This is a genomic window from Vibrio jasicida 090810c (assembly GCF_002887615.1).
In the GTDB taxonomy this organism is placed as follows: domain Bacteria; phylum Pseudomonadota; class Gammaproteobacteria; order Enterobacterales; family Vibrionaceae; genus Vibrio; species Vibrio jasicida.
This window is the reverse complement of the sequence record NZ_CP025793.1, coordinates 1,590,298-1,616,572: the sequence shown is the minus strand read 5'-3', so window position 1 is coordinate 1,616,572 and position 26,275 is coordinate 1,590,298. Positions and strand designations below refer to the sequence as shown.

General features: G+C 45.1%; 21 protein-coding genes. 16 read left to right on the top strand and 5 right to left on the bottom strand.

Annotated elements, in window-relative coordinates:
- The first annotated feature begins 5 nt into the window (after window positions 1-5).
- A complete protein-coding gene (gene cyoE, locus C1S73_RS24730; protein WP_009704649.1) occupies window positions 6-878 on the top strand; it encodes a heme o synthase in 873 nt (290 codons plus the stop codon).
- 264 nt (window positions 879-1,142) lie between these two features.
- A complete protein-coding gene (locus C1S73_RS24725; protein WP_038866547.1) occupies window positions 1,143-2,237 on the top strand; it encodes an NADH:flavin oxidoreductase in 1,095 nt (364 codons plus the stop codon).
- Between the two features lie 65 nt (window positions 2,238-2,302).
- On the opposite strand, the gene C1S73_RS24720 is transcribed toward C1S73_RS24725, so the two are convergent.
- On the bottom strand, window positions 2,303-3,199 hold the full coding sequence (locus C1S73_RS24720; RefSeq protein WP_038866544.1) for a LysR family transcriptional regulator: 897 nt from the start codon (window positions 3,197-3,199) through the stop codon (window positions 2,303-2,305).
- Window positions 3,200-3,354: 155 nt separating this feature from the next.
- Between C1S73_RS24720 and C1S73_RS24715 the strand changes: the two genes are divergently transcribed.
- From C1S73_RS24715 to C1S73_RS24675, 9 genes are all read left to right on the top strand, one after another.
- The gene (locus C1S73_RS24715; RefSeq protein WP_009704646.1) at window positions 3,355-3,753 is read left to right on the top strand and encodes a RidA family protein; all 399 of its coding nucleotides are present in this window, start codon (window positions 3,355-3,357) and stop codon (window positions 3,751-3,753) included.
- A 98-nt stretch (window positions 3,754-3,851) separates the two neighbouring features.
- Entirely contained in the window at window positions 3,852-5,312 is a 1,461-nt protein-coding gene (locus C1S73_RS24710; protein ID WP_038866539.1) for an aldehyde dehydrogenase family protein, read from the top strand.
- Window positions 5,313-5,379: 67 nt separating this feature from the next.
- Window positions 5,380-6,372, top strand: coding sequence for a membrane dipeptidase (locus C1S73_RS24705; protein ID WP_038866537.1), 993 nt, complete (start codon window positions 5,380-5,382; stop codon window positions 6,370-6,372).
- A gap of 143 nt (window positions 6,373-6,515) precedes the next feature.
- Window positions 6,516-8,084, top strand: coding sequence for a BCCT family transporter (locus tag C1S73_RS24700; RefSeq protein WP_373408386.1), 1,569 nt, complete (start codon window positions 6,516-6,518; stop codon window positions 8,082-8,084).
- A gap of 117 nt (window positions 8,085-8,201) precedes the next feature.
- Window positions 8,202-9,938 (top strand): hypothetical protein, encoded by a 1,737-nt coding sequence (locus C1S73_RS24695; protein ID WP_038866532.1) that lies wholly within the window; start codon window positions 8,202-8,204, stop codon window positions 9,936-9,938.
- A complete protein-coding gene (locus C1S73_RS24690) occupies window positions 9,935-10,666 on the top strand; it encodes a DUF3726 domain-containing protein (RefSeq protein ID WP_038866531.1) in 732 nt (243 codons plus the stop codon). The genes C1S73_RS24695 and C1S73_RS24690 overlap by 4 nt, the downstream gene beginning before the upstream one ends.
- Window positions 10,667-11,496: 830 nt before the next feature.
- A complete protein-coding gene (locus C1S73_RS24685; protein WP_038866529.1) occupies window positions 11,497-13,839 on the top strand; it encodes a M4 family metallopeptidase in 2,343 nt (780 codons plus the stop codon).
- A 72-nt stretch (window positions 13,840-13,911) separates the two neighbouring features.
- Entirely contained in the window at window positions 13,912-15,438 is a 1,527-nt protein-coding gene (locus C1S73_RS24680; RefSeq protein WP_038866526.1) for a M28 family metallopeptidase, read from the top strand.
- Window positions 15,439-15,581: 143 nt separating this feature from the next.
- On the top strand, window positions 15,582-15,974 hold the full coding sequence (locus C1S73_RS24675; RefSeq protein ID WP_005443841.1) for a nuclear transport factor 2 family protein: 393 nt from the start codon (window positions 15,582-15,584) through the stop codon (window positions 15,972-15,974).
- A gap of 77 nt (window positions 15,975-16,051) precedes the next feature.
- Here the strand turns inward: C1S73_RS24675 and C1S73_RS24670 are convergent, their stop codons facing one another.
- On the bottom strand, window positions 16,052-16,846 hold the full coding sequence (locus C1S73_RS24670; protein WP_038866524.1) for a glycine betaine ABC transporter substrate-binding protein: 795 nt from the start codon (window positions 16,844-16,846) through the stop codon (window positions 16,052-16,054).
- 169 nt (window positions 16,847-17,015) lie between these two features.
- On the bottom strand, window positions 17,016-19,244 hold the full coding sequence (locus C1S73_RS24665; RefSeq protein ID WP_038866607.1) for a hypothetical protein: 2,229 nt from the start codon (window positions 19,242-19,244) through the stop codon (window positions 17,016-17,018).
- Window positions 19,245-19,774: 530 nt separating this feature from the next.
- On the opposite strand from C1S73_RS24665, the gene artP reads away from it, so the two are divergent.
- The 4 genes from artP (at window position 19,775) to artM (ending at window position 22,679) form a co-directional block, all read left to right on the top strand.
- Window positions 19,775-20,503, top strand: coding sequence for an arginine ABC transporter ATP-binding protein ArtP (gene artP / locus C1S73_RS24660; RefSeq protein ID WP_095760771.1), 729 nt, complete (start codon window positions 19,775-19,777; stop codon window positions 20,501-20,503).
- A gap of 88 nt (window positions 20,504-20,591) precedes the next feature.
- Entirely contained in the window at window positions 20,592-21,323 is a 732-nt protein-coding gene (locus C1S73_RS24655) for an arginine ABC transporter substrate-binding protein (protein ID WP_038866520.1), read from the top strand.
- Window position 21,324: 1 nt separating this feature from the next.
- A complete protein-coding gene (gene artQ, locus C1S73_RS24650; RefSeq protein WP_038866518.1) occupies window positions 21,325-22,014 on the top strand; it encodes an arginine ABC transporter permease ArtQ in 690 nt (229 codons plus the stop codon).
- Window positions 22,011-22,679, top strand: coding sequence for an arginine ABC transporter permease ArtM (artM, locus tag C1S73_RS24645; RefSeq protein WP_038866516.1), 669 nt, complete (start codon window positions 22,011-22,013; stop codon window positions 22,677-22,679). The genes artQ and artM overlap by 4 nt, the downstream gene beginning before the upstream one ends.
- A gap of 84 nt (window positions 22,680-22,763) precedes the next feature.
- Here artM and C1S73_RS24640 read toward each other — a convergent pair whose 3' ends face one another.
- The gene (locus C1S73_RS24640) at window positions 22,764-23,594 is read right to left on the bottom strand and encodes a LysR family transcriptional regulator (RefSeq protein WP_038866515.1); all 831 of its coding nucleotides are present in this window, start codon (window positions 23,592-23,594) and stop codon (window positions 22,764-22,766) included.
- A gap of 118 nt (window positions 23,595-23,712) precedes the next feature.
- On the opposite strand from C1S73_RS24640, the gene C1S73_RS24635 reads away from it, so the two are divergent.
- Entirely contained in the window at window positions 23,713-24,360 is a 648-nt protein-coding gene (locus tag C1S73_RS24635) for a glutathione S-transferase family protein (RefSeq protein ID WP_063344656.1), read from the top strand.
- Window positions 24,361-24,454: 94 nt separating this feature from the next.
- On the opposite strand, the gene C1S73_RS24630 is transcribed toward C1S73_RS24635, so the two are convergent.
- Window positions 24,455-26,110: an ABC transporter substrate-binding protein gene (locus tag C1S73_RS24630; protein WP_038873927.1), complete on the bottom strand. Its 1,656-nt coding sequence runs from the start codon at window positions 26,108-26,110 to the stop codon at window positions 24,455-24,457.
- Window positions 26,111-26,275: the final 165 nt, after the last annotated feature.

Genomic DNA, 26,275 nt, shown 5'->3' with positions numbered 1-26,275 from the left:
AGGGTATGCTGAAAAGTTATTTGTCTATTACTAAACCGGGCATCATTTTCGGCAACCTGATTTCTGTTGCGGCGGGGTTCTTCCTCGCCGCAAAATCAGAACCCGCTAACTTTCTGTTGTTGCTGACAACGTTAGTTGGTGTCGGGCTTGTGATTGCATCAGGATGCGTGGTGAACAACATCTTCGACCGCGATATCGACCAAAAAATGAAGCGCACACAAAACCGTGAATTGGTGATGGGAAACATCAACATCGACGCGGCGTTTGTTTACGCTTTGGTATTGCTGTTGAATGGCACAGCGTTACTGTTTCAACTTGTGAATCCGCTCTCGGCTGTGGTTGTACTCTTGGGTTACGTGTTTTACGTCTTCTTCTACACCATGTGGTACAAGCGAAATTCAGTCTACGGCACCTTAGTCGGCAGCATTTCTGGCGCGGTTCCTCCGCTGGTGGGCTACCTTGCTGTGACGAACTACATCAGCTTAGAAGCGATTTTACTCTTCATTATGTTTTGTCTTTGGCAGATGCCTCACTCTTACGCGATTGCTATGTTCCGTATGCAAGATTATCGCGATGCAGGCATTCCTGTTCTTCCCGTTAAAGAGGGCATTACCAAAGCCCATCAACATATGAAGGCGTACGTGGTGGCTTTTAGTGCGGTTGCTATTGGGTTGTTTATGCTGGGTGAAGCGGGTTACGAGTATTTAGCAGTCTCGGCAGCAGTGTGCTTTATGTGGACGCGGGTGACATTCCAAAAAGTGAATTACAACAACTACATCCAATGGTCCAAAGCGGTGTTTAAGGTGTCGTTATTGGTCGTAATGAGCATCAGTGGCGTGCTTGGTTTAGAGTTGATTCCACTGCCGTTTATTCATTAAAGGAAAGTAAATCTGAGTTAACGATTGATGCCATCAGTAGTTGTGATGAGAACAAAACCAATGAATGCGGAATCGGTGATCTATCTCACCAAACCTTAATCCAGATTAAAGTTTTGCCGCAGTTTCGGCGGTAAGGTTCGCGTCGCTCATCGCACTGAACAGAAATTCAGAGAAGGAACAGCCATGCTTTGTGTATCGCTGTTCCTTTTTCGTTCCTGCTCGGTAGTGATGTATCTAAAAAGACAGATTTTAAGAGGACTGGACTTGAGCATTTTGTTTTCAGAAGCCCGCATTGGCAACATGACACTAAAGAACCGCTTTGTACGTAGTGCAACGTGGGAAAATATGGCGACAGAAGACGGTCACATGACCGAGAAGTTGTACGACATTTATGAAGAACTTGCCAAAGGTGAAGTGGGCCTGATCGTTACTGGCTACGCAAACATCGTAGAAGAAGAGAAGCCGAACGCAGGCATGATGGGGATCTACAACGACTCTTTCATCGATGAATACAAAAAGCTGACTGACCTTGTTCATGAGCATGACTCTAATATCGTTATGCAGATCGCTTACGGCGGCACAAAAACGACCTTCAACGTTGGCGAGCGTGTGATTTTTGCTCCAAGTGAAGTGCCAGAGCGCGGCACCAAAACTGAAGGCAAAGCGATGACTCAAGATGAGATCGACTACATCGTTAAAGCATTTGCGCTAGCGAGCAAGCGTGCACAAGATTCTGGCTTTGATGGTGTGGAAATCCACGCGGCGCACACATACTTGATCAACCAGTTCTTAAGCCCATACTACAACCGTCGTGAAGACCAATACGGCGGCAGCCTTGAGAACCGTATGCGTTTCCTTATGGAGATCTATGCCGAAACACGTAAGCTAGTTGGTGATGACTTCCCAATTCTAGTGAAGCTGACAGCCACAGAATTCTTCGATGGCGGTTTGACGTTCGATGAAACGCGCATTGTTTGTAAAAAGCTAGAAGAAGTGGGCGTGGATGCGATCATTGTATCGGGTAACATTCACGGCAATGCAAGCACCATGGTAGGTGAATCGTTCGACGGTTACACGCTACAAGAAGAAGGCTACTTCCACGAGTACGGACAAGTGATCAGCCAAGATGTGAACGTTCCGGTAATTACCGTAGGTGGCTTAAACGACTTCTGTGCGATTGAAGACTTGGCTGAAAATACCAAGATTCAATTCTTCGCGCTTTCTCGTCCGTTATTGGCAGAGCCACAATTGATCAAGCGCTGGAAAGACGGTAACCGTGCCGAAGTGGACTGCGAACGTTGCTCTAAGTGTCGCACCAAGCGCGGCAACTTCTGCGTGGTTTACAAGCGCAGAAAGTAACGTGTTCTGACGCATGAAATTTTAAAAAGCCCCTGATGATTAACGTGTCAGGGGCTTTTTTATGCTTACGCAGTTTCGACTTCTTCTTGGTAGTTCAAGTAGTGAATGCACAAATCATGAAACGCTTTTGCCTGAGGGGAGATGGTTCTATCCGTCAGAGTAAAGATACCTACTTGTCTTTCCAATGGTGGATCGATAAGCGGAATCCAAACCAAGCGGGTTTCATTAGTGGGGAATGCCAGCTTGGGCAATGTAGTCACGCCAATACCGAGCTCAAGAACGGAGAACAAAGACGTGATGTTTTCAACAGAATACAAAGCTTGTTCACTTAGTGCGCGCGCAGGCGTGGGATCGAGTAGGGTGCAAGTTCCGTTTCGAATAAAAGGTTGTTCTAACAGCGTTTGCCACTCGATTCCTTCTGGATGCTGAGCGATAGGGTTATCCTTCAAACACACCACGCCAATGGGGTCAGAGATTAATGGGGTAAACTCGATGCCGCCTTCGTCTAAATGTGATGGGTTACCTAACGCTAAATCGACTTCGCCTGATAACAAACGGGCTTCGACGCCAGCGGCGTTATCATCAATCAAGCTGACTTCAACGTTTGGGTACTGCTCGCAAAACGCGCCTAGAACACTTGGAATCAATTTAGCCGCAACGGAGGGAACGCTAGCGATGCGTACCCGACCTTGTTGGCCCGCGGCGGCGGCTTTCAAGTCATTATCCAATGCACTGTAGATGTTGAGAAATTGAATAATTTTAGGTAAACAGATTTCACCGAAGGGAGTGAGTTTGGATTTGTTGCCCGGCTCAAACAGCGTTTGCCCTAGGTTTTTTTCCAGTTCTTTGATCGACGTTGACAGCGCCGCTTGCGAGCGGTTCGCTCTATGTGATGCCGCTCGAAAACCACCTTCCTCGACCACCATCACAAAATGCTTTAATTGTTGAAGCTTGATACTCATGGCGAAACCTCTGCAATCCCTTTATTTACCTTAGTCTTAATAAGGTGATAGATTTTTCTTATCAAATGTAAAAAATTTACCGTTCGATTTATCGCCTGTCAATGTGCAGTATTTAACTATCTTGAAACAAGGTTGTTACAAAGGTTGAAAGGCACGTGAATACTTCTACGAAAAAATACCCAGTCAAAACCGCATTGTTTGCTTCTAAAGCACCACTCGAGTGGGCCATCGTTAACAATGGCACTTTATACACGGCACAAATTCCGATTGATGATACAGGTGCTGTTGTAGAGGGTGGTATCGAAGCGCAAACACGCCAAACCTTCAATAACCTCGTCCATACTTTAGAGTGCGCGGGTGAATCGTTAGACTCCGTTTTACAAGTACTGATTTACGTGACTGATCGTGAATATCTCAAAACGGTTAACCAAGTGTACGCGGAGTATTTTGAGGCGCCTTATCCAAACCGTGCCGCGATGGTGGTAGCAGGATTAGCTCGCGAAGAAATGCTGGTGGAATTTGTGGTGTACGCATCGGCGAGCCAGCCCGAGTAAATTATAAAAGCACAGAGCCAATACTTAGTTGGTTTTGTAAGTCAGATTAATGAACTGGTGGAAGACCACTGGACGTCAGGAAGAACAAGGACAGAACAATGACTTTTATCAATAATGTTCAAGCAGAAAAATCCCTCTATATTGCAGGCGAATGGCAATCGGGCGTTGATACGATTGCCAACATTAACCCTTCAGACATCAGTGAAAATTTAGGTCACTTTGCACAGGCGAGTGGAGCGCAAGTAGAGCAAGCTATTCAAGCCGCCAAAGTTGCGCAGCCCGAATGGGAAAAAACGCCAATTGAGCGTAAACAAGCGGTTTTGCAGGCGATTGGCGATGAGCTGATTGCTCGTTGTGATGAGCTTGGCACGCTGCTTTCACGTGAAGAGGGAAAACCTTTTGCTGAAGGTCGTGGTGAAATCTACCGCGCCGGTCAATTCTTCCAGTATTTCGCGGCGGAAGTGCTGCGTCAAATTGGCGATAACGCAGCTTCCGTCCGTCCAGGCGTTTCCGTTGAGGTAACTCGCGAAGCTGTTGGCGTTATCGCCATTATCTCTCCTTGGAATTTCCCAACCGCTACAGCTGCATGGAAAATCGCGCCAGCGCTTGCTTTCGGCAACAGCGTCATTTGGAAGCCTGCGAACTTAACGCCAGCAAGTGCGGTTGCACTGACTGAGATTATCCATCGTCAAGGCTTACCTGCAGGCACATTCAACCTTGTGTTGGGCAGTGGATCGCAAGTAGGTAACACGCTTATCAACTCGAAAGACGTAAATGGTGTGAGCTTTACTGGCTCTGTTGATACCGGACGTAAAGTAGCGGCAGCAACGGCACCGAATTTTGTCCGTTGCCAGTTAGAAATGGGCAGTAAGAATGCACTTGTGGTTGCCGATGATGCAGACATTCAAATTGCAGTTGAAGCAACCATTGCAGGCTCTTTCTCTGGTGCAGGTCAGAAGTGTACCGCGTCATCTCGTCTCGTCGTCATGGATGGTATTCACGATGCTTACGTTGAAGCACTGATCAAACGAATGAGTGAGCTTAAAGTTGGCCACGCATTAGAAGAAGGCATCTTCATGGGACCAGTGGTGGATGGAAACCAATTGAATGCGAACTTCGAATGGATTGAGAAAGCACGCCAAAGTGGTGCGGAGTTAGCATTCGGTGGCGAGCGTTTGAACTTGGAGCATGACGGTTTCTACATGTCACCAACCCTTTTCCTCAATACACAAAACAGTTGGGAAGTGAACCAAGAAGAAGTGTTCGCACCGATGGCGAGTGTGATTCGAGTCTCTGATTTGGATGAAGCCATTGCTGTAGCGAACGATACTCGCTTTGGTTTGACGGGCGGCATCATCACACAAAGCCTTCGTAACAGCGCCATCTTCAAACAGCAGGTACAAACTGGTTGTGTGATGGTCAACCTACCAACCGCGGGTACGGATTACCACGTGCCGTTTGGTGGTCGTAAAGAGTCGAGCTTTGGTCCACGCGAGCAAGGTCAGTACGCGAAAGAGTTCTACACCGTGGTGAAAACCGCTTATCAACGTCCTTACTAAGTGAAATAGGGCAGCCGAGGATTCCGCTGCCCAACCTTAAAGGCTCATTAACGTTTAAGGAGTGGTTATGTACCAACAACGGATTGTGATTGACGGATTGCAGTACTGCAATTGGGATCGAGAATACTTCCAAACGCTGAAGGCGAGCGGTATTACGGCTGTACATGCAACGATCGTTTATCACGAAAACGCACGAGAAACCTTAACTCGCTTTGCCGAATGGAACCTGAGATTCGAACAAAATGCAGACCTGATTATGCCTATTTACTCGATGGCTGACGTCGAGAAAGCAAAGGTCGAGGGTAAGGTTGGTGTCTTTTTTGGTGCGCAGAACTGCTCCCCAATTGACGATGAAATCGGCTTAATAGAAGTCATGCGTCGCCAAGGTTTGCTGATTATGCAGCTGACGTACAACAACCAAAGCTTGCTGGCGACAGGGTGCTATGAGCAGAACGACTCGGGTGTCACACGTTTCGGTAAACAAGCCATCGAAGAGATGAATCGTGTCGGTATGATCATCGACATGTCCCACAGTGCAGAGCGCTCAACGTTGGAAGCGATTGACCTTTCTTCACGTCCCATTTGTATTAGTCACGCGAACCCAACGTTTGCTCATGATGCTCTGCGCAACAAATCGAACAAGGTCATTAAAGCGCTCACCGAACGTGGCGGCTTGATTGGCTTTAGTCTTTACCCATTCCATCTTCCAAACGGAAGCCAATGCACGCTAGAAGATTTCTGCCAAATGGTCGCGAAAACTGCTGACCTGTTCGGTGTGGATCATTTAGGTATCGGCAGTGATCTTTGTTTAAACCAACCACAGCAAGTGCTTGAGTGGATGCGCAACGGTCGTTGGTCGAAAGCTATGGATTATGGCGAAGGCTCAGCAAACAACTCTGGTTGGCCAGATGCGTTGCCATGGTTCAGCGGCAGCAAAGGCATGGAAAACATTTACAACGGCTTAATGCGCCACGGATTTACTGAATCCGAGGCAGGAAAAATTCTGGGTGAAAACTGGTTCAACTTCCTCACAGAAGGTCTGGAGGCAAGAGAGAGCTAACCCAACTAAACAAGGAATAGCCCGTTAAAAAACAATAATAGGCGGGTGTGAAAGTCACTGTTTGTAGCCGTTCAATGGCAGCTGCAATGAACCTCTGGAGTCAGAGTATGTCTGATTTAACCAATAGCGTGAAAGCTTCAACGATGAGCGTGCCATCAAAGAAGTCTCAAGCAAATCACAACGACACAACAGCAAAAGAAAACTCACCTGATAAGTTGGGGCTTAGTAATCCCGCACTTTGGTATAGCGGCGGCTTTATTGCCCTGTTCGTTGCCATCGCACTGTATGATGGAGAACTCCTTTCAACACTGGTTAATACTGGATTCGCGTGGTCGGTAAAAGTCTTCGGTCCATATTGGCAATTACTGCTTCTTCTCACTTTTCTTATTGGTCTTGGTTTGGCAGCAGGGCGAACAGGCAAGGTGATGTTAGGTGGAACGACCAAGCCTGAAATGGACGGCTTCCGCTGGATGGCAATCATCTTTTGTACCTTACTAGCGGGTGGTGGTGTCTTTTGGGCAGCTGCAGAGCCAATTGCGCATTACGTGAGTCCGCCGCCATTGTATGGCCCACAAGAAAATCCACAGCAAGGTGCGGTGAATGCCTTATCACAGTCTTTCATGCACTGGGGATTCTTAGCGTGGGCAATTGTTGGCAGCTTGACGTCTATCGTGGTGATGCACCTTCACTACGATAAAGGCTTGCCGCTTAAACCTCGTATCTTACTTTACCCAATATTGGGTGAACGCGCACTGAAAGGCCAAACAGGTGCTTTGATTGATGCGTGCTGCATCATTGCTGTAGCGGCAGGGACGATTGGTCCAATCGGCTTCTTAGGTTTGCAGGTTAGCTACGCGTTAAATGTGCTATTTGATATCCCAGATGGCTTTACCACGCAATTGATCATCATTTTGTTTGCCATCGTACTTTACACCGTTTCAGCATTAAGTGGTCTGAATCGTGGTATGCAAATGCTTAGCCGATACAACGTAATATTGGCAATGGCGTTGATGGTTTACATCCTGATATTCGGTCCGACAGATTTCATCTTTAATGCTTATATTCAAGGTGTAGGTAGTATGTTGGACAACTTTATCCCAATGGCGACCTACCGTGGTGATGAAGGTTGGTTGAGCTGGTGGACAGTGTTCTTCTGGGGATGGTTCTTAGGCTATGGGCCAATGATGGCGATCTTTATCGCACGCATTTCCCGCGGTCGAAGTATTCGTCAATTGATTACGACCATCAGTATCATCGCGCCGCTTACGACGTGTTTCTGGTTCACCATTGTCGGTGGCTCTGGCCTAGCGTTTGAGATCGCAAACCCTGGTAGTGTCAGTGCCGCGTTTGAAGGCTTTAACTTACCTGGGGCATTGCTTGCGGTAACACAACAACTGCCAATGCCGATGCTGATTTCTATCTTGTTCTTGATTCTTACCACCATCTTTATCGTAACGACGGGTGACTCGATGACATATACCATCAGCGTCGTCATCAGTGGGGAAACGGAACCGAATGCCATCATTCGTACTTTCTGGGGTGTGGCGATGGGTGTGACCGCATTGATTTTGATTTCGCTGGGGTCTGGCGGTATCTCTGCCTTGCAATCTTTCATTGTCATTACGGCAGTTCCTGTGTCGCTTATTTTGCTGCCATCACTTTGGAACGCGCCACAAATTGCTATCAAGATGGCAAAAGAACAAGGGTTATAAGTCGCTAAAAAGCGATAACCCATAACTGATAAACAATAACGTGGAGCTTGTGCGGGTGATTCCTCCTGCATCCGCATAAGTCTATATTCTTACAATAAAAAATAGGTGGTGAGCAAAATGGATGCACATCGTTCTACTTACACTGAAACAACACTACGCGACGCTGCTATTGTCATGGCGCCAGAAAGGCTAGGGGCTATGCACCAAAACCGAATTAGCTTTGTACGAAGCCTGATTCGTAAAATGGCGAGCCAAGAGTGGCAAGTCAACAAGCATGAATGGCAACTTTGCCCTAGAGGGTTTGGCCATGTGATCTACAAACTGGCGACGCCAGAATACGTTTATCATTTGGTTGTCTTCTGCGATGAAATTGCCGATGAAGAGCGTAATGACCGAGTCATTGCAGAGAAATGGGACGTGACATTCGCGTTAGTGAAAGGCGACGTAAATGTCGAACTTTTAGAGCAGTTAAGAGCCAATGTTCCTTTGCAGGAAGCCGGACGAAACCCAAATAATGTACTAGTTTTAGCGCGAGCGAATAAGAGCGTGCGCGTGTTTGAACATATTGTTGCGGCGTTATCTAAAGGTCAACAACCCGAGCCGAAAGAACTGGCGGAAGTAGGCTACATCCTACGTACGACCGCGGTGTATGGAAATGGTAAGTTTGGTATTGCAGATTTCAAGTTGCTTGAGAACAATCCCGATTTCAATCAGTCGTTCAGTGCGCAAATGTGTGCCGTGTATCTATTGCGTGAGTTCAGCCTAGATTGGGTTCATTACTTAGCGCAACAACAGGGTGGCGATAATGCCATCGCACTACATCGTGGGTTACAGCGCTATCTTGGTGTGGGGAACGCAACAGGACTGGGCATGGCACCATACCTTATTAACCATCCTTGTATCGTTGACCAATGGATGACGTCGCGCGAACGTGCTATTGCTCAAGTGTTTGCGATGCCTTGCGAGACTCAGCAAGAATCGCCACTAAACGCGTTATTGGCAAAAGCGCAGCGCCACTTAGAGCAAGTGATTACCATCAATCAACATCAAGACCAATTGAATTATAAAGCGATAGAAGACATTAAAGCGTTACAAATTAATCTAAATGCTTTGATTTCGAATCACATCAATTGGGGAGGCTTGATCGAACAAACGACAACAATGAGTTTGGAAGCCCAAGAAATCCTAACATCATGTTTGATCGAGCTGTACCCGTCTTTGGTGGATGAATTTGAGAACCAAATGAATACCGATGAATCTTTGTCGATTCCGGGTGGGAAGTGTGTTCAAGATGTTCTTCAGGTGCTAGAAAGCAAATATCGTTGGTCTATTGATGCCGATTACACACTGTCAGAAAATAACTATTGGTTTTGGTATCGTTCACAAGATAAAGAAGAGCCGCGAATGGGAGTTCGAGGTGAGGAGATTGGTGAAGAGCGAGAGCTGCCACTGGATATAGGTCGACAAGTTAATCGCTACTACCATGCATTGTTGAAATGTCTGCCTGAAACATCACTTGCGGAATTCTTATTGCAAAATCCGCAATACCGAGCGATTACACGACGAGTATGGACCCTTGGTAACCGTGAAATGGGCGACATCCAAATGAATGTGCTGCGAGAAGATGCGCTGCCAATGCATTTGCTACGCTGCAAGCTAGCTGTGTTTGGCGCGACCAAGTTTGACCCGCGTTCAGACCGATGGGTGCGCGTAACCTTCTTCCAAGGCGCGCCGCTCTTGGATGAGGTTCGTGACCCAGCTTATAACGATACATGGATCTTTCCCATCATGCCCGAGCGTGAAGAAATCGCGCAAGGTGACAATCAAAAAATCAGTGGAGGTTTTGCATTATGATCGTCTCGCATAACGAGCTGGTAGCAGCAGTAAACAAAGCCTTTCTTGGTATGCGTCGCCATTGTGGTGAAGCCGATGTGATTGCCAATATGGTTGCCGATTTACAGATGGTTGGTTTGAATGGTGTTCGTCACTTTAACAACGCGAGTTTATTCCTTAATTTGGACTCCGATTGTGCAGTGACTATTACAGGAAATACGGATTCAAGCATCGAAATCGAATTGCATAATGGTAGCGTCGCATGTCATCTGCCTGCAGTGTTGGACTTTGCACTTGAGAAAATGATTAACACGAAATCGGTCACCATTACACTCAAACAATGTCACAATCGATGGTTAGCATACAGTGAGCTCGCAAGGCTTTCAGCAAAGGGGATTGCCTGTCGTGCTCAGTGGGTAAACGGGACTAGCCCAAAACGCACCTTGTATGTACTTAACCGAGGGCATATTGCACCAGAGGTTTTTTTCTCTGACCAAGTGGAAGATCACAGTACGGATTACCACAGCATGACAATTGAGCTCTCCGTCAATGATTTTGATATCGAAGCAAGCTCACAAGGGTACTCCATCCACATAGAAGGGGAAGAACTGAGCCGTGCACAAAAGCAATCTTGGGACGAGGGTATTGCTGTCGAAGATGCCGAGTGGGAGACGTTAAAGCAAACTGCTACGGTTTTCCTTGTCGAGAACAGTGAACGTTCTATTCAAGGTGCAGGCGAATTAGTTTGATATTGATGCATTAACGAATAAAAGTGTGAGGTTACCCAAGGGTAGCCTTTTTTATTTTCTTAACGTTGCTCTCTTTCTTAGGTAACTCCACCGTTGTTAATATTATTAAATATAACGAACTTGGGTGGTTATATTTATATCCACTTTGTTTGATTTTGTCCTATCAATAAACATAGTCTTTGTTTTTAATGGTTTTAATAAATCTATCCTTTTACCTCTTGTTTAAAACCTGTTTGTTATTATCTTATTTGTAATTTATCTATTCAGAGTTATTGTTTTTATATTCTCTATGTTGACTACTTTCGACTAATGACCTTTATTTTAATGTGGATTATAGTGGTTGGTATCTACTTTAGTATTACTTAGTCATTTAAATTAAACAGTCTTTAGTGCGATTATAATCATAATCTCAGTGGTGGTTTTTAATTGGGATGGCATTCATTCTGAATTTAAGAGTGATATTTGATTGTTGGCTTTTATATTTGAAATTATAAAGTCAATTATGCTAACTTCACCGCTTGGTTCAGTATTGCACCTCCTTATGTATTTCTAATCATTTAGTGTTAGTAGTATACCTTATTCATAATTGGATAAAACAAACAATATTTTTAAACAAAAATATCTAGTGATAAAAATAATATTTCTTCATTTTATAAATGAGATCTTCTTTCCTAAAAAAAGACCTTGTCATAAATTTGTAATTTTTATTTTTACCAGTTGCATGAATTTGTTCAAGTGATGTATCACAACTATTTTATTGATTTTAATTATCGACTTCGGTGTGTTTTTTTCTGATAGATTCGACTCGAATACATCAAGGAGATAGATAAATGAAAATCAAGAAACGTCTGATAGCTATCGCTGTTGCAGGTGTAATGACGATGTCAGTACATGCAGGTGAATCAGTCACACTAAATAAGCCAGTGAACTTTACCAACTTCTCTGGGCTTAATTCGCAATTAGGTGTTAATAATGCATCTAGCTTTAAACAAGTTAAGAGCATCTACCTAAAGAAGCGTGGTATTTACAAGGTAAAGATTCAACAAAATGTTTGGGGCATTCCCGTATGGGGGCATTCGCTTAATGCGACTCAAAGTTTTAAAGGTGGTGCTTTAAAGGCCGTACAAGGCGATTATTTACGTGTAAACGATTTAGACCGAAGCTTTGTAAAGCCTAAATTGAACCGAGCAGAAGCGTTAAAAGTTGCGTCAAAGAACCTTGAGAATAAAGGTATCGCAGGCAAGTTTCTAAGAAATGTCGAAGATGAGTTATTCATTTATCAAGATGGTAAAAAAACGCGATTGGTTTACGTAGTTTCCTACCTGCTCGCAAACAGCCTTCAACCTTCTCGCCCATTTACCATGTTAGATGCGCACAGCGGCGAAGTTATTGATCGTTGGGAAGGGATTGCTCATGCACAAATCGGTACAGGTCCTGGTGGTAACGAAAAAACAGGCATGTATGAGTATGGCACCGACTATCATTACCTCGACGTACAAGAAGATGGCACCAACTGTGTAATGGAATCGGAGAACGTTGTCACGGTTAACTTAAATGGTGCAACTGAAGGTTCTACACCATACAGTTATGAGTGTCCTCGCAATGAATTTCAAGAAATTAACGGTGCTTACTCTCCACTGAACGATGCTCATTACTTTGGCAATATCGTATTCGACATGTACAAAAACTGGTTCGATACTGCGCCACTTACTTTTAAACTGATGATGCGTGTTCACTATGGAACGGGTTACGAAAACGCGTTCTGGGATGGCCAAGCAATGACGTTTGGTGACGGTGAGAGTTACTTCTACCCATTGGTCAGCCTTGATGTCTCAGCTCATGAAGTGAGCCACGGCTTTACCGAGCAAAACTCGGGGCTGGTTTATGCCAATCAATCTGGCGGTATGAATGAAGCCTTTTCAGATATGGCTGGCGAAGCTGCCGAGTTTTACATGAAGGGCGAGAATGACTGGATGGTCGGCAAAGACATCTTTAAAGAGGATGGGGCATTGCGTTACATGGATGATCCTTCACGAGATGGCTCTTCCATCAACCATGCACAAGAATACTATGATGGTTTGAATGTGCATTACAGCTCGGGTGTTTTCAACAAAGCCTTCTACCACTTAGCAACGACGTCGGGTTGGGATACCAAAAAGGCGTTTGAATTGTTTGTGCTCGCGAACCAAATCTACTGGTCACAAGATAGTGACTTTTGGCAAGGCGCATGTGGCGTCAAGAACGCAGCAAACGACCTAGGGTATGACGCGTCTGCGGTTATGGATGCATTCGGCATTGTCGGTGTTGAGCCATGTGCTGAGCCGCCACTGCCGCCAGAGCCAGAATATCAGCGTCTTGAAAACGGTCAATCAGTGACCGTAGATGGCGCAACTGGGTCGAAAACCTATTTTGATATCGAAGTGCCGGAAGGCAAACCTCAACTTACGATCAATCTAACGGTGCCAAACGGTGACCCAGACATTTACGTTGGTTTAGATTATGCACCAAGCTCGAATGAAAACATTTGTTCTAGCTTGTCTGTTAGTGATGAAGTTTGTGTGATTGAGAACCCAGAGCAAGGTCGCTATACCGTGAACGTATTTGGTTACGCTGAGTATGACGGTGCAGAGCTAACGGCAACGTACGACGATAGCAGTGCAAACCTTCCTCCAGTAGCCGCGTTTGATCAGTCTGTCTCTGGCAAAACGGTGACACTTCATAGCACCAGTAGCGATAGCGACGGCAGCATCGTTTCTTACCAATGGAACCTAGGTGACGGTAGTGCGCAAACTGGCGAAGTGGTGACGCACACTTATGCGGCAGCTGGAGATTATGCGGTGACGTTAACCGTAACGGACGATGCAGGCAGTGCGACATCAACCACACAAACGGTGACGATTGAAGAAGGTCAGCCAGATGCGTTCCCGCTGAAACTCAACTTCGGTAACAAATTCCCGAATGGTAAGGCTCGCGTGAAGCTGTCTTGGAAGTATGACACTAACGATTACTTCATTGTTAAACGTAATGGCAAGAACGTAGGTGCAACAGACTTTAAGTCTTACGTCGACCAGTTTGAGCATAACGGCACTATCAACGTGGAATACCAAGTGTGTACTTCGGGTAACGTATGTTCTGAAACCAAGCGTTACCGATTCATCAAACCAAACAAATAACAACGCAATAGCAAAGGGCTCCAGACGGAGCCCTTTTTTCGTCAGGTAAGGTTAGTAAAGGAAAATACCAATATGAAAAAGAGTCTTTTAGCATTGGCATTGTTGAGCTGTACGTTGAACAGTAGCGTCGTCGCCAACGAATTGACCGAACAAGGCCAAATTTGGATCACCACCGATGCGGATGCGGTGCACCTTATTACCAAACACGGAGCCAAGGTTTATTCTGATTTCTTTGGTGCTCGTCCAGCTGTGGTCGCAAAAATATCGCCAGATCAATTAGCGGCATTATCCAGTCATATGCATCATGAAAAACACCGCTGTGGTGGTTATATGGTGCACCCAGACAAAGCCAGTGCATTGAAAGCCGCAACCATGCCAACCACATTGAAGGCGTTTAACAAACCGATGATCAGCCATCATGACACGGTTGAAGCTCTTATCCATCAAGTAGAACCGACGAACTTGGTGAAGACCATAGAAGGCATGACGTCATTTACCAATCGTTTTTATACCACCGCTACGGGTGTTGAGGCCTCTGATTGGTTGCTGGCGCGTTGGAGCCAAGAGATTGAAGGTGTCTCTTATGCTTCTGCGGAACAAATTTCCCATCGTGGCTATCCACAAAAATCCGTCGAAGTGACGTTGCTGGGTGCGAAATATCCCGAAGAAATTGTTGTCGTGGGCGGGCACCTAGACTCTACAGCTGGCGCATGGACAGAAGAGGGAACCATATCTCCGGGTGCTGATGACGATGCTTCTGGTATTGCAACGGTGACTGAGTCACTTCGCTTAATGATTGCCAGCGGTATCCAGCCAGACAGAACCATCAAATTCTATGGCTATGCCGCGGAAGAAGTAGGGCTGAGAGGCTCGCAAGACATCGTTAAAATGCTGAAAGACAAAAAAGCCAACGTGCTATCCGTGTTGCAATTAGACATGACCAATTACAGCGGTTCTGCGCATGATATTACATTCATCACCGATTACACCGATAGTAACTTGACGGCATTTCTGTCTGAGTTGATTGACGTGTACACGCCTGAAATCACCTACCAGTTTGATCGCTGTGGCTATGCATGTTCTGACCATGCCTCCTGGCACAATGCTGGTTATCCGGTGGCCATGCCATTCGAAAGTTTGTTTGAAGACTACAACCCGAATATTCATACCCAATTTGATACGTTGGAAAATTCAGACCCGACCGCCTCGCATGCCAGTAACTTTGCAAAGCTTGCTATCGCCTATTTGATTGAATCAAGTATGGATAGCACGACTGGCGTGACCCCCTTACAAGATGGTGAGCCCGTTGAGAATTTACGCGCAGGCTATGGAGAGGAGCAGTTCTTTAGTTTTGAAACTCAAGAGTCGGGGCAGGTGACCATTTCTTTGTCTGGGCCAAGAAGTGGCGATGCGGATCTCTTTGTGAAATACAATGATCAAGTGTCAGTCAGTAACTTTGATTGTCGTCCATTTCAAAATGGGAGCAATGAACAATGTGTTCTAAATAAACCGGCAGGGACGTTCAGCATTATGGTGCGAGGTTATCGTAATTTCGACCAAACCAGTCTTGTTGCCAGGTTTGAGAAAGCGACCAACTGATCGTAAAGAGCACTTCTCATCAAACTCTAAAATGCCGCATGACACAATGCGGCATTTTTGTTTATTCGTTATGAGGTAAATGCTCCGCGCTTTGATTCTCGACTACGCTTTGTAGACGATCGCGAGTTGAATAGGAGAAACCCATGAGCACCTTGCAAATCGATATTGAAGAGAACAAACGTAATGCCATTGCTTTCTATGAGATGGCATATCGAGGAAACCCAAGAAAAGCGGTCGAGCTTTACGTAGGGGACGAGTATATTCAACACAACCCGTTAGTGGGTAATGGTCCTGATCCTTTTATCGCTTACTTCGAGAGAATGCAGGAAGAGTACCCAGAAAAAGATATTACATTTGTTCGCGCAGTCGCAGAGGGCAATTTAGTAGCGCTGCATACGCACCAAACGTGGCCTGATGACGTGGAATACGTAACGATGGATTTCTTCCGCTTTGATTTAAACGGCAAGATTGTCGAACACTGGGATGCCTTGCAAGAAATCCCGAAAGAGTCAGCAAACGGGAACACCATGTACTAACTCAACGTGCTTTGTCATGCAATGTAGTAATGTGACAATGGAAGCAAGGCAAAGCACTATAAACCGCGTAAAGCTTGTTAGATCTGGTTGTCTAACCACTCACGTGTCACCGCGTCTAACTCTTGTCCTTCACGACTGATTTTGTAATCCAATTCCGCAATGATGTCGTTTGAGAAACGTAGCGCGTCCAGTCTATTCAACTCATCTTGAGTAAATTTCTCTGATTTGTCTTGGCGCAATAGCAAAACGGCTTTATCGACAATACCCAGCAAACCTTTTGGTTCTGCGATTTCTCGAATTGCGTACTTATAGTGAAGAAATTGAGGCTTCCAAAGTGGCACGACAACCCATTGTTTGTTCTCTACCGCCTTCTCAAATGCAGTAAAACAATCTTCTTCCGTCCCTGTGTGGAAACGGTAACCTGCTTCGGTCAGCGAGTATTCGTCCATCATCTTAATCGAAAAGCGTGTAATGCCTGCGCCAGGGTTGATGCCTTGAATATCCGAATTCATCTTCGCCACGACTTCTGGTTTTGTCAGGTCGCTTACTTCTGATACCAGTTCTTTAGGCACGTAATCTGGCACACCCCAAAGCGCGTAAGGCTCGTAGTGTAAGCCCAGTTCTAGCAAGGGTTGTACTTCTTCTACCGATGCTTTGTAAATGCCGTGACTTGATGGTAACCAAGCCGAAGAAAGCATATCGATTTCACCGGTTTTGAGTTTTGAAAAGTTCTCTTCATGGGGAGAGTAAACGCGCTCAACCTCAAAGCCCATATCATTGAGTACATGGCTAACAAGAGAAGCGGTAACGCGGTGGAAAGAAAGGTTAGTGACACCAAGTTTTATTGTTTTTGACGCGTAAGTACCAGTCATACTGAAATCCTTATTAAGGAGCAATGCGAAGGGGAGTCATGCACTGCTTTGTGACGGAAATAGTAGGCTTGTGGTGAAGAGGGATAAACAGCGCTGTCTTTGAGTCACTGTCAAAAATCATTTGATAATGACTGTTGGTAGGACAGGAAGAAGGATTAAAAAACTATTATCAATACAGCAAAAACAGCCCTTCATAACCTCCAATCTCTATTTGCGATACATACTTGCCAATGTTGCCATTTCTATCTATTGGTCTCATTGGCTTATCTAAATGGATGGTGATTTTCGGCGCTGAGAAATAGTCTGCACTTTTACCGAAAAAGTCAGTGCGATATAACACACGGCCTTTGCTGAACTCACGAGCTAACACCATTTCTGTTGGGCCTTGAGGGACTACATTGGTTTCTGACTGATAAGCAAAGAATGTATAGGTAGGCAATACGTAAGCTAACCCATCAGGAAGATCGGCATGAACGACTTCATTCATAGTTGAATCACCAATGACGGTGTAATCCGAAGGAGTAGGCGTGCTGGTGGACATCATTAACGGGGTCGCCATCATATTCTCTGGGACTTGATTCGCTGGGGCTCCTAAATCGATAGCAAGCAATGCACTAGGTTGATAAGCAATATTCTTTGGTACACCAGCCTTCCAAAAGTTATCGGCTGTGGTGTTATTACTTCCGTACTGATAACTGCTGTTCCATTGGTTAAAGTAGCTACGGTCAGGATGATGGTTTAAATAGAACGCGGCCAGTGCAGAATATTGGTCCTGTTTCCAATTCTCTTCCGTGTTACCAAAGTATTGAACTCGACCATAACGCGTGGTTGCTTGATAAATCACTTTCTGGCCAGCTTTGGCGAGTGCAGAGTTATCCCAGAACTTAGCTAAGCCAGCATAGCCACTAAAGCCAGTAGAAGGGAAAAGGTAATGCTCGCGTAAGTACAGGGAGCCAGCTTTAACCAAATGGTTTTGTCCATTACGGCCGAATAAGTTTGCCGTGCCTATGTTGAGGCCAATTAACGCATCCACATCCAGCGTCGCCAGTTTGTTTAAAAATGCCGAGAATTGCGCTTTGTAAGCATCGTCAGCAGCTTGGCTACCCGCGACTAAACCAAGTTCATCCACGGTACCACCGGAATAAACGTAGAACTGATTTGCTCCGAGTAACTTATTCGTATCGTCGTTGTACGCACCGTTTAAACCTTGCTTCGCCCATTCAGCTTGGTAATAGTGGTGCATAGCGTTGGCAAAGTCGGGGTTGCCTAGATTGGTTAACGCCCAAGAAGAGGTTTGGTTCCACATACGACCAAATGGAATCACGCGAGATTCCCATCGGAAGCGGGCAGTGGCTTGCTTGTTCGTGCGATTTTTGTACTCACTCCAAGAGAGATAGTTGTCTTGATTTAAGTCTGCTGATTTGTCAAAACCACGGATTTTCCGCCACCCTTCAATAGATTGACCGTCGTACGTTGTTGTTGGTGCATCGGATAGGTTAACGATCTTGAAAGTGTTTTTTAACTTCACTTCTTTTAAGCGAGGGCGATGATCGACGTTGTCACCTTGCCAAGTAATTTTAATTGCGTATAAACGCCCTCCATCGCGCAAAAACGTCGAGCCAAAATACTGACCACCGCCATAGCTCAATCCGCTACCATCATGGGTGGTAGCTCGAATCCAATCTGAAGGAACCGACCAAATGACGGTTTGGTTCTTGGTCATGTTTTCGGTTTTGTCTTTCTTAATATTGACGCTTTTCCATTGCGATACTTGACCAAATGCATTGGCAGCAGAAGGGTACTCAATCTTGAAAGTGCCGCCTTGAGCGAACTGAGAGAATTTAAATACTAAGCGGTCGAACTGCTCGGAATGGTAGACATACAATGCGCCACCATTATTGGTTTGTTCAAACACATCTGCATCCCAAGGCGGTTGCTGGTAGAGCGAAAAACCGGCATGGTCGGCACTTGCTGTATAACCGACAATCATTGGTTTTCGATTGAGCAATGTGTTTTCACCATGGGTTTTATCGACTTCTGCAATGATGGTGTCTTCAGAAAAATGCAGAAAGTAATCTTCGTAATCGATGCCATTTAAGCCTGCTTGATTACGAATTGTGTTTTCCTGCCAACTCGAATTGAGCTCTAGCTTTTGGTTGTACATGTAACCAATGGCGTTGACGCGTTCGTTATCACTTTTGTTTTGATAAGCACCAAATACAACATCGGCATTATCCAATTCCCATTCAAGTGCCGCGGCAGCGGAAACAGGAGTATCTCGCAAATCGATACCTTGCTCATGTAATCCAGGTAATACGAGCGCAGTGCTGGCCCAAATAGTAGGCGAAAGAAGGCTCAAAGAACCAAGCGCAAGCAGCGCAAGACGATATGGCTTCATCATTGATTTGTCCCTATCAAAAACGTCGATAACTCAAATTGCGAGTCAAAATACGAGAAAAGTATTAGCGATAGGTATGACCAATTCAAGAAATGGCCGGAATGTAACTGCTTTATAAATTCTTTATGGTTCGAATAATCTTTGTGGATCAGCTTCTTCTAAAGTAAGTATGGGCATTCTCAATTTTGAATCTTGAAGGATAGGGGATTTGCTACGCGAGATCTTTCTCAGAATGAGAGGGAAAGGTGTTTATGCAACCAGTCACTTTCTTTCGGAATGATGCTCTCAATCAATAGCGCTGCAGAGCTTCAGTTTAAGTCTCCAATGGAATTCTAAGCTAGCGAAATTGTGGGCTTTTTTGATCAACAAATACCGTTAAAACCTCACTCATTGCACCAGTCATATACTCTGCTGAGCTGGTTATTTCTTATACAAAAAATTAACAATCTAAATTTTTATACATTTTTATTGCATAAAATCTCTTTCTTGCTAGTATAACTCCCAGATGACAATTAATGCAGTATGGCAGCATGAGTATTCAAGTTAAAAGTATCAATAAGTCTTACGGCGATACCCAAGTTCTACACGATGTCAGTTTTAATTGTGAAAGCGGTGAAACGCTGGTGTTACTCGGTCCAAGTGGTGCAGGGAAGAGCTCTCTACTACGTGTTCTTAACCTTCTTGAAGGGGCGGATAACGGCCAGTTAAACATCGCTGATGACGCATTCGACTTTTCAACTGAAATCAAAGAGAAGCAAGGTTTAGCGCTTCGTCGTAAAGTGGGCATGGTGTTCCAACAATACAACCTATGGCCACATATGACAGTGATGGAGAACCTGATTGAGGCTCCGGTAAAAGTCTCTGGCATGGATAAAGAAGAAGCGAAGAAGCAGGCAATGCAAATTCTCGCAACGCTGCATTTGGCAGACAAAGCGGATGCATGGCCGATGCAACTTTCTGGCGGTCAGCAACAACGTGTGGCGATTGCCCGCGCACTGATGATGAAACCAGACGTGTTGCTCTTTGATGAGCCTACCGCAGCACTTGACCCAGAAATCACGAATCAAGTTGTCAAAATTATTAATGATTTAAGCGAAACCGGAATTACACAAGTAGTTGTGACCCACGAGGTGGATTTCGCCAAGAAAATCGCGAGCCATGTTCTATACCTAGAACAAGGACACATCGTAGAACACGGCACGCACGACGCATTTGTTAATCCGCAAACCACTCAGTTTGCCGATTACCTAAATCACTAAATTACGTTTTTAAAGTTCAGTCTATTTAACAGATAAGCTCGGCTGTCATTGCGAGTGTCAGCCCACTAAGTACACACGGAGTATTGCAATGAAAAAGATTTTACTAGCTTCACTAATCGGTCTTGTCTCAGCAAATGCAGCAGCACAAGAAGAGATCAAATTCGCGATGGAAGCGACTTACGCACCGTTCGAATACATGGATGAAAACAACCAAATCCAAGGTTTTGATGTGGATCTGGCGAACGCACTATGTAAAGAAATGGAAGCAAAATGTACCTTCCACAACCAATCTTTTGACAGCCTGATCCCTGCATTAAAATTCAAACGTTACGATGCAGCTATCTCTGCAATGGACATTACCGAAGCGCGTTTGGAGCAAGTGAACTTTTCTGACCCTTACTACGACAACTCAGCCGCGTTTGTTTCTATCAAAGAAAAAGTGGCCGATCAAAAAGCACTAGAAGGTAAGCGTGTTGGTGTTCAAAATGGTTCAACACACCAAAGCTACCTGATTGAGCAAATGCCAGGCGTAACAGCGGTTCCTTACTCAAGCTACCAAGACGCATTCATCGATATGAAGAATGGCCGTATTGATTCTGTATTCGGTGACACAGCAGTCGTAGCAGAATGGTTCAAGACAGAAGATAACCTAGCGTACGTGGGTGAGCACGTTACTAACCCTAAATACTTCGGTAACGGTTTCGGTATCGCAGTAAACAAAGGTAACGACGAGCTAGTGAACAAGCTGAACACGGCTCTGAAGACAGTGAAAGCGAACGGCCAATACGACGTAATCTACAACAAGTACTTCGGTAAGTAATATGGCACTAACGGGTTATTCTTTATCGCTTGTTCAAGCTAGTTGGATGACTGTCCAGCTAGCCTTCACAAGCCTTTTAGTCGGTTTGATTCTGGCAGTGGTATTCGCCAGTGGTGAAATGTCTCGCCGTGTTTTCGTTAAATGGCCAATGACGGCGTTTGTGACGATTGTACGTGGCTTGCCAGAAATCCTTGTCGTGTTATTTATCTATTTTGGTTCGACGCAGGTTTTGTTTTTAATCACCGGCGACTTTATTGAAGTTAGCCCGTTCTTGTCTGGCGTGGTGGCGTTGTCATTGATCTTCGCTTCTTATGCTTCTCAAACTCTACGTGGCGCATTGAAAGCGGTTGGAAGAGGGCAGAGAGAAGCAGCAAGTGCACTCGGCATCAGTCAAGCACACGCTTTTGTTCGAATTGTTTTGCCACAAGCAGTAAGGCATGCACTGCCAGGTTTAACTAACCAATGGTTGGTTCTGCTAAAAGATACCGCACTTGTATCATTGATTGGTGTAACGGACTTGTTGAAGCAAGCCCAGTTAACATCAGCCGCCACGCACGAAGCCTTTACATGGTATGCAACGGCCGCTGCAATTTACTTAGTGATTACGCTTGTTACGCAACGTGCAGTGAAAGTGATTGATAAGAAGTTCTCAATTCAAGGCATGAGCATGGGACAGGAGGCGACCGCATGAACGAACAACACGTTTGGCAAATGCTGGATGGCTTAGGCACTAGCCTTCAATTGACCGCCGCTTCTTTGGTGGTGGGCTGTTTCTTAGCTTTGATGATGACGCTGACTCTGATCCTACGTACTCCGGGTTTGCATTGGGTAAGCCGTGGCATCATCACCTTGTTCACAGGTACACCTTTGTTGGTGCAGATCTTCTTGGTGTACTACGGTCCGGGTCAGTTTGATGCAGTAAGAGAAAGTGTATTCTGGACATGGTTAAGCCAACCTTGGTTCTGTGCGATGTTAGCGCTAGCGCTGAATACTGCCGCGTACAGCACTCAGTTGTTCAAAGGAGCGTTTAACGCGATTCCTTCTGGCCAATGGCAAGCGTGTCGTGCTCTGGGTATGAACAAAACGGCAACGCTAAAAGTGCTGTTGCCATACGCCATTCGTCGTGCTGTTCCGGCTTACTCGAACGAAGTGATTTTGGTCTTCAAAGGCACATCCCTAGCAAGCACAATTACGATTATGGATCTGATGGGATACGCGCAGCGCATTAACGCGCAAACTTACGATACGTTGACGGTATTTGGTATTGCAGGCGCGTTCTACCTAACGGTGAATGGTGTGCTGACTCTCATTTTCCGTCAGGTAGAGAAGAAAGCATTGGCGTTCGAAGCTGCGTAATTCCTAACGTCACATTCAATTTCACGATGCCTTTGCTTACTGACTCTCAAGCAGGGGCATTTTTTATTTGTATCGTATTAAAGCTCAAGCCATTAATTCAACCAATTGCGTTAAGCATTCTTTATCCAGTATTGGATGAGGCTCGACACCTGTGACCAGCACTATATCCACGGAAGGCAGCGATGGCATATCGTCTAAGATCTTAAGATCCTCGCTAACGCTAATACTGCCCATCGCACCGATAGCCATGCCTGAACGTACAATCGCTCGTTGTGCAGAGGCCGTATTGCAACACGCCAGTAATTGATAAGGAATACCACGTTTGGTTAATCCGTCTACCGCTGCCGCATGGTATTTACAGTCGGTTTGGAATAAAGCTAGAGGGAGAGGTTGGGTACTGTTGATATCAACATCAGGGTGAGCAATCCACACACCTTTGTCGCTTGCTAGCCAGTAACCTTCTTCACTGTCCGGTGCTCTAGTCACAATAGCGGCGTCTAGCTTTCCTTCATCCAGCTTTTCTCTCAAGGTGATGCTGGGCTCACTGAAGACTTGAATCGAACACGTGGGTTCAGATTGTTGTAATACACGAATGACTTTAGGCAGGATATTGTCGTTGTAATCTTCTGGACAACCTAAGCGAAGAGGACGCTTATTTTCATAGCGTTTCACCTGTTTCAGCGCTTGATTGTGTAAGCTGACTAGTTGCTCTGCATGAGAGCGTAGTGCCAATCCCGCTTCACTTAAGACAAGATTGCGACCTTCTTTTTCAAACAAGCTGACGCTGAGTTCGTCTTCTAGCTTACGCATTTGTGCACTGAACGCTGATTGGGTGCGATTGATCTGCTTGGCTGCACGAGTGAAACTGCCCGTTTCGACAAAAGCCAGAAAGCTGCGTAACGCATCGATATCCATATCTAAAACTCATCCATCGTTTTTGTTGAAGTGTTCCATCAAAACTATCCGTTAGTCCCCTTAAATACAATCAGATATTGTGATTGGGTAATCAAAACACGAACCGCATGGAGGCGTCATGAAACTGTTTATTGCTAACCAAAACTACTCAAGCTGGTCACTGCGCGCATGGCTGATCTTTTCTCAATTCAAACTGGATGTCGAAGTCACCAAGCTCAAATTATTCACGGAAGATTTTTATAAGACCTTGGAAGGTATTACGCCAACGGCGAAAGTACCTACCTTGGTGGATGGGGATGCAACCGTGTGGGATTCATTAGCGATTTTGGAATACGTTAACGAAAAATACTTGCAGGGTAGAGCATGGCCAAGTAAGTCTGCAGAACGAGCTAAAGCACGCGCTATTGCATCAGAAATGCATTCGGGTTTCTTTGACTTAAGAAACGAACTCCCAATGAACATTCGCGCGCGCAGAAAAGTCGATCTAACGGATGGTGCACGTAAAGATATTGCACGCATTGACGCTATTTGGGCAGAACAAGCCAAGCTGCATCCGAATGGTTGGCTATTTGGAGAATGGTCAATCGCCGATGCCATGTATGCGCCAGTGGCATTGCGTTTCCAAACTTATGGCATAGAGCTATCGGAAGGTGCCAAAGCCTACCAACAGAAGGTGCTAGCAAGTGAAGCTTTACAGCAATGGCTGGAAGAGGCGAGCCAAGAAACTGATACCGTAGAAGAAGATGAAGCAGGGGTAGAGGCCTAGTGCCAGTTCTGAATGCTTAAATGTTGTATGTTGAAGCTGGATGTGAAGGGGGGGAGTCCAATCGCGCCCAGCTTTTATACTCAAATAGTTGGATTTAACTAGGGTAATTTATCCTTAGCTTATAGAAATCACTGTATCCAGATTTACGTATTTGTATGCCAGATACTCCTTTTTGACAGGTGACTTGTTCTTGGCCCCAAAATAGCGGCAAGATGCTTGCGCTATGTCTCAATGTGGCCAGTACTTCTACTAATCGTCCTTTGTGTGCACCTTGAGAAATAGCAGTGTGTACAGCATCAAAGTGTTGATCAAACTCATCTGGGTCAAAGATAAAACGAATACCAGTGCCTGTAAGCAACCATTCGTATGCACCGTATTCTAATGGCGGCTCAATGAGATCTTCAATCATCAGCAGATCTGCACTTTCTTTTACGAGCTGGGGTTTACTTGCATCCGATAATTCTACGAAATCTACGTTTAACCCTGTTTGACGAATCAAAGCTACTAGCCAATTGCTCATTTTTTCTAGGTATTTGATGGTCCATTTTGGGTGCGCTAACACAACAGTGCCTGTCAACTTTGGCACATCACTCGTTGGCGCTGGCGCTCCAAGCATCTCCATTACATCTAAGTCACTATTGGCAGCGAATTCAAATCGGCGACTTTCTATAAAGGTAAATAACTGTTGCCACGTTTGATCTCTAATTGAACAGCTGGAACGACGGTTATGTGCCAAATAAGAAAAAGCTTGGATTGTGTAACTTTCATTATCATCAGAGTCTTGGTTGTAACTAAGATGCTTATCGAGATCTTCTCCCTGGTGGGAGAGGGTAATTTGGTCCAATAGTGCTTTCTTAGCGAAGTAATGATTGTGCTTTTTCATCACTATTTTATCTTCTTCCCAGTACTCTAGCTTAAATGGGCCTGTGCCAATTGCCACACTTCTTTGATGACTAAAGGCTTTGTGGCGTCTGGAAGCGATAGATGCATTCGCGGTAGCGAGGCAGTAGATAAATAAGGGGTTCTCCTGAACCAGCTCGATGTAGATAGCTTGTTTTATGTCATCAAAGCTAATTTTGGTGACTTGTTGAAACAACCTTTTTACAGGACCGTTAGTTGTTACTAACTGCTCTAGTGCAATGATGACATCTTTAGCTTCGAGTATGAGACCATCGTGGCTTAGGATATCCGGACGAAGCCAAATATAGATAGACTTACCTTCAGCTTGGTAATCACAGGCTAGGTGAGGTTTTAATTGACCATTAGAATCAATGGTGAATAGGGTATCATAAATACTTCGTATGACTTGGAGCTCTGAAAAGCGATATGTCACTGATGGATTGAGTTCATTGACCCAAGGGTATTGGCTAATGATAAGAGAATTTGCGTTCTGATTTTCTTGTGCTGCTTCAGCCATTGCTTGGCTGAGTGCACTTGCTGCAACTGTTTTATACGTTTCTAGGTATTTAGGGATAGCATCGAAGTTACCAGTGCTAATCTCATTGTGGATAGTTCTATACAGGGCTTGGTGCATAGAAATCATAACCTTGAGAGTACTAGCTTTTCCACGGCCGCGACCTGGTGTCCAGCTTATCCAACCACAGTCATGTAGCATTTTGATAACATTGGAAGTATTACGTCGAGAGGTTGCGAATACGGTTTCTAACTCATCTAAGCTTACTTGATGCAATTGCGAATGATTATAATGATTTAATAACTGACTTAATCTGCGAAGGCATGTTTCGGTCATTTTGCAGCGCCATAGTTTGTAAATAGATAGGAATGCGACACTCGACTTTAGTATGTAAAATAACCAACCACTAGTTTTGGATTAGCTAAGACTTCTCACTGTAACTCGTTCGAAAAAGTGCAATCACTTGTTTAAGTGAAATATGTTACTACTATTTTTATCTTA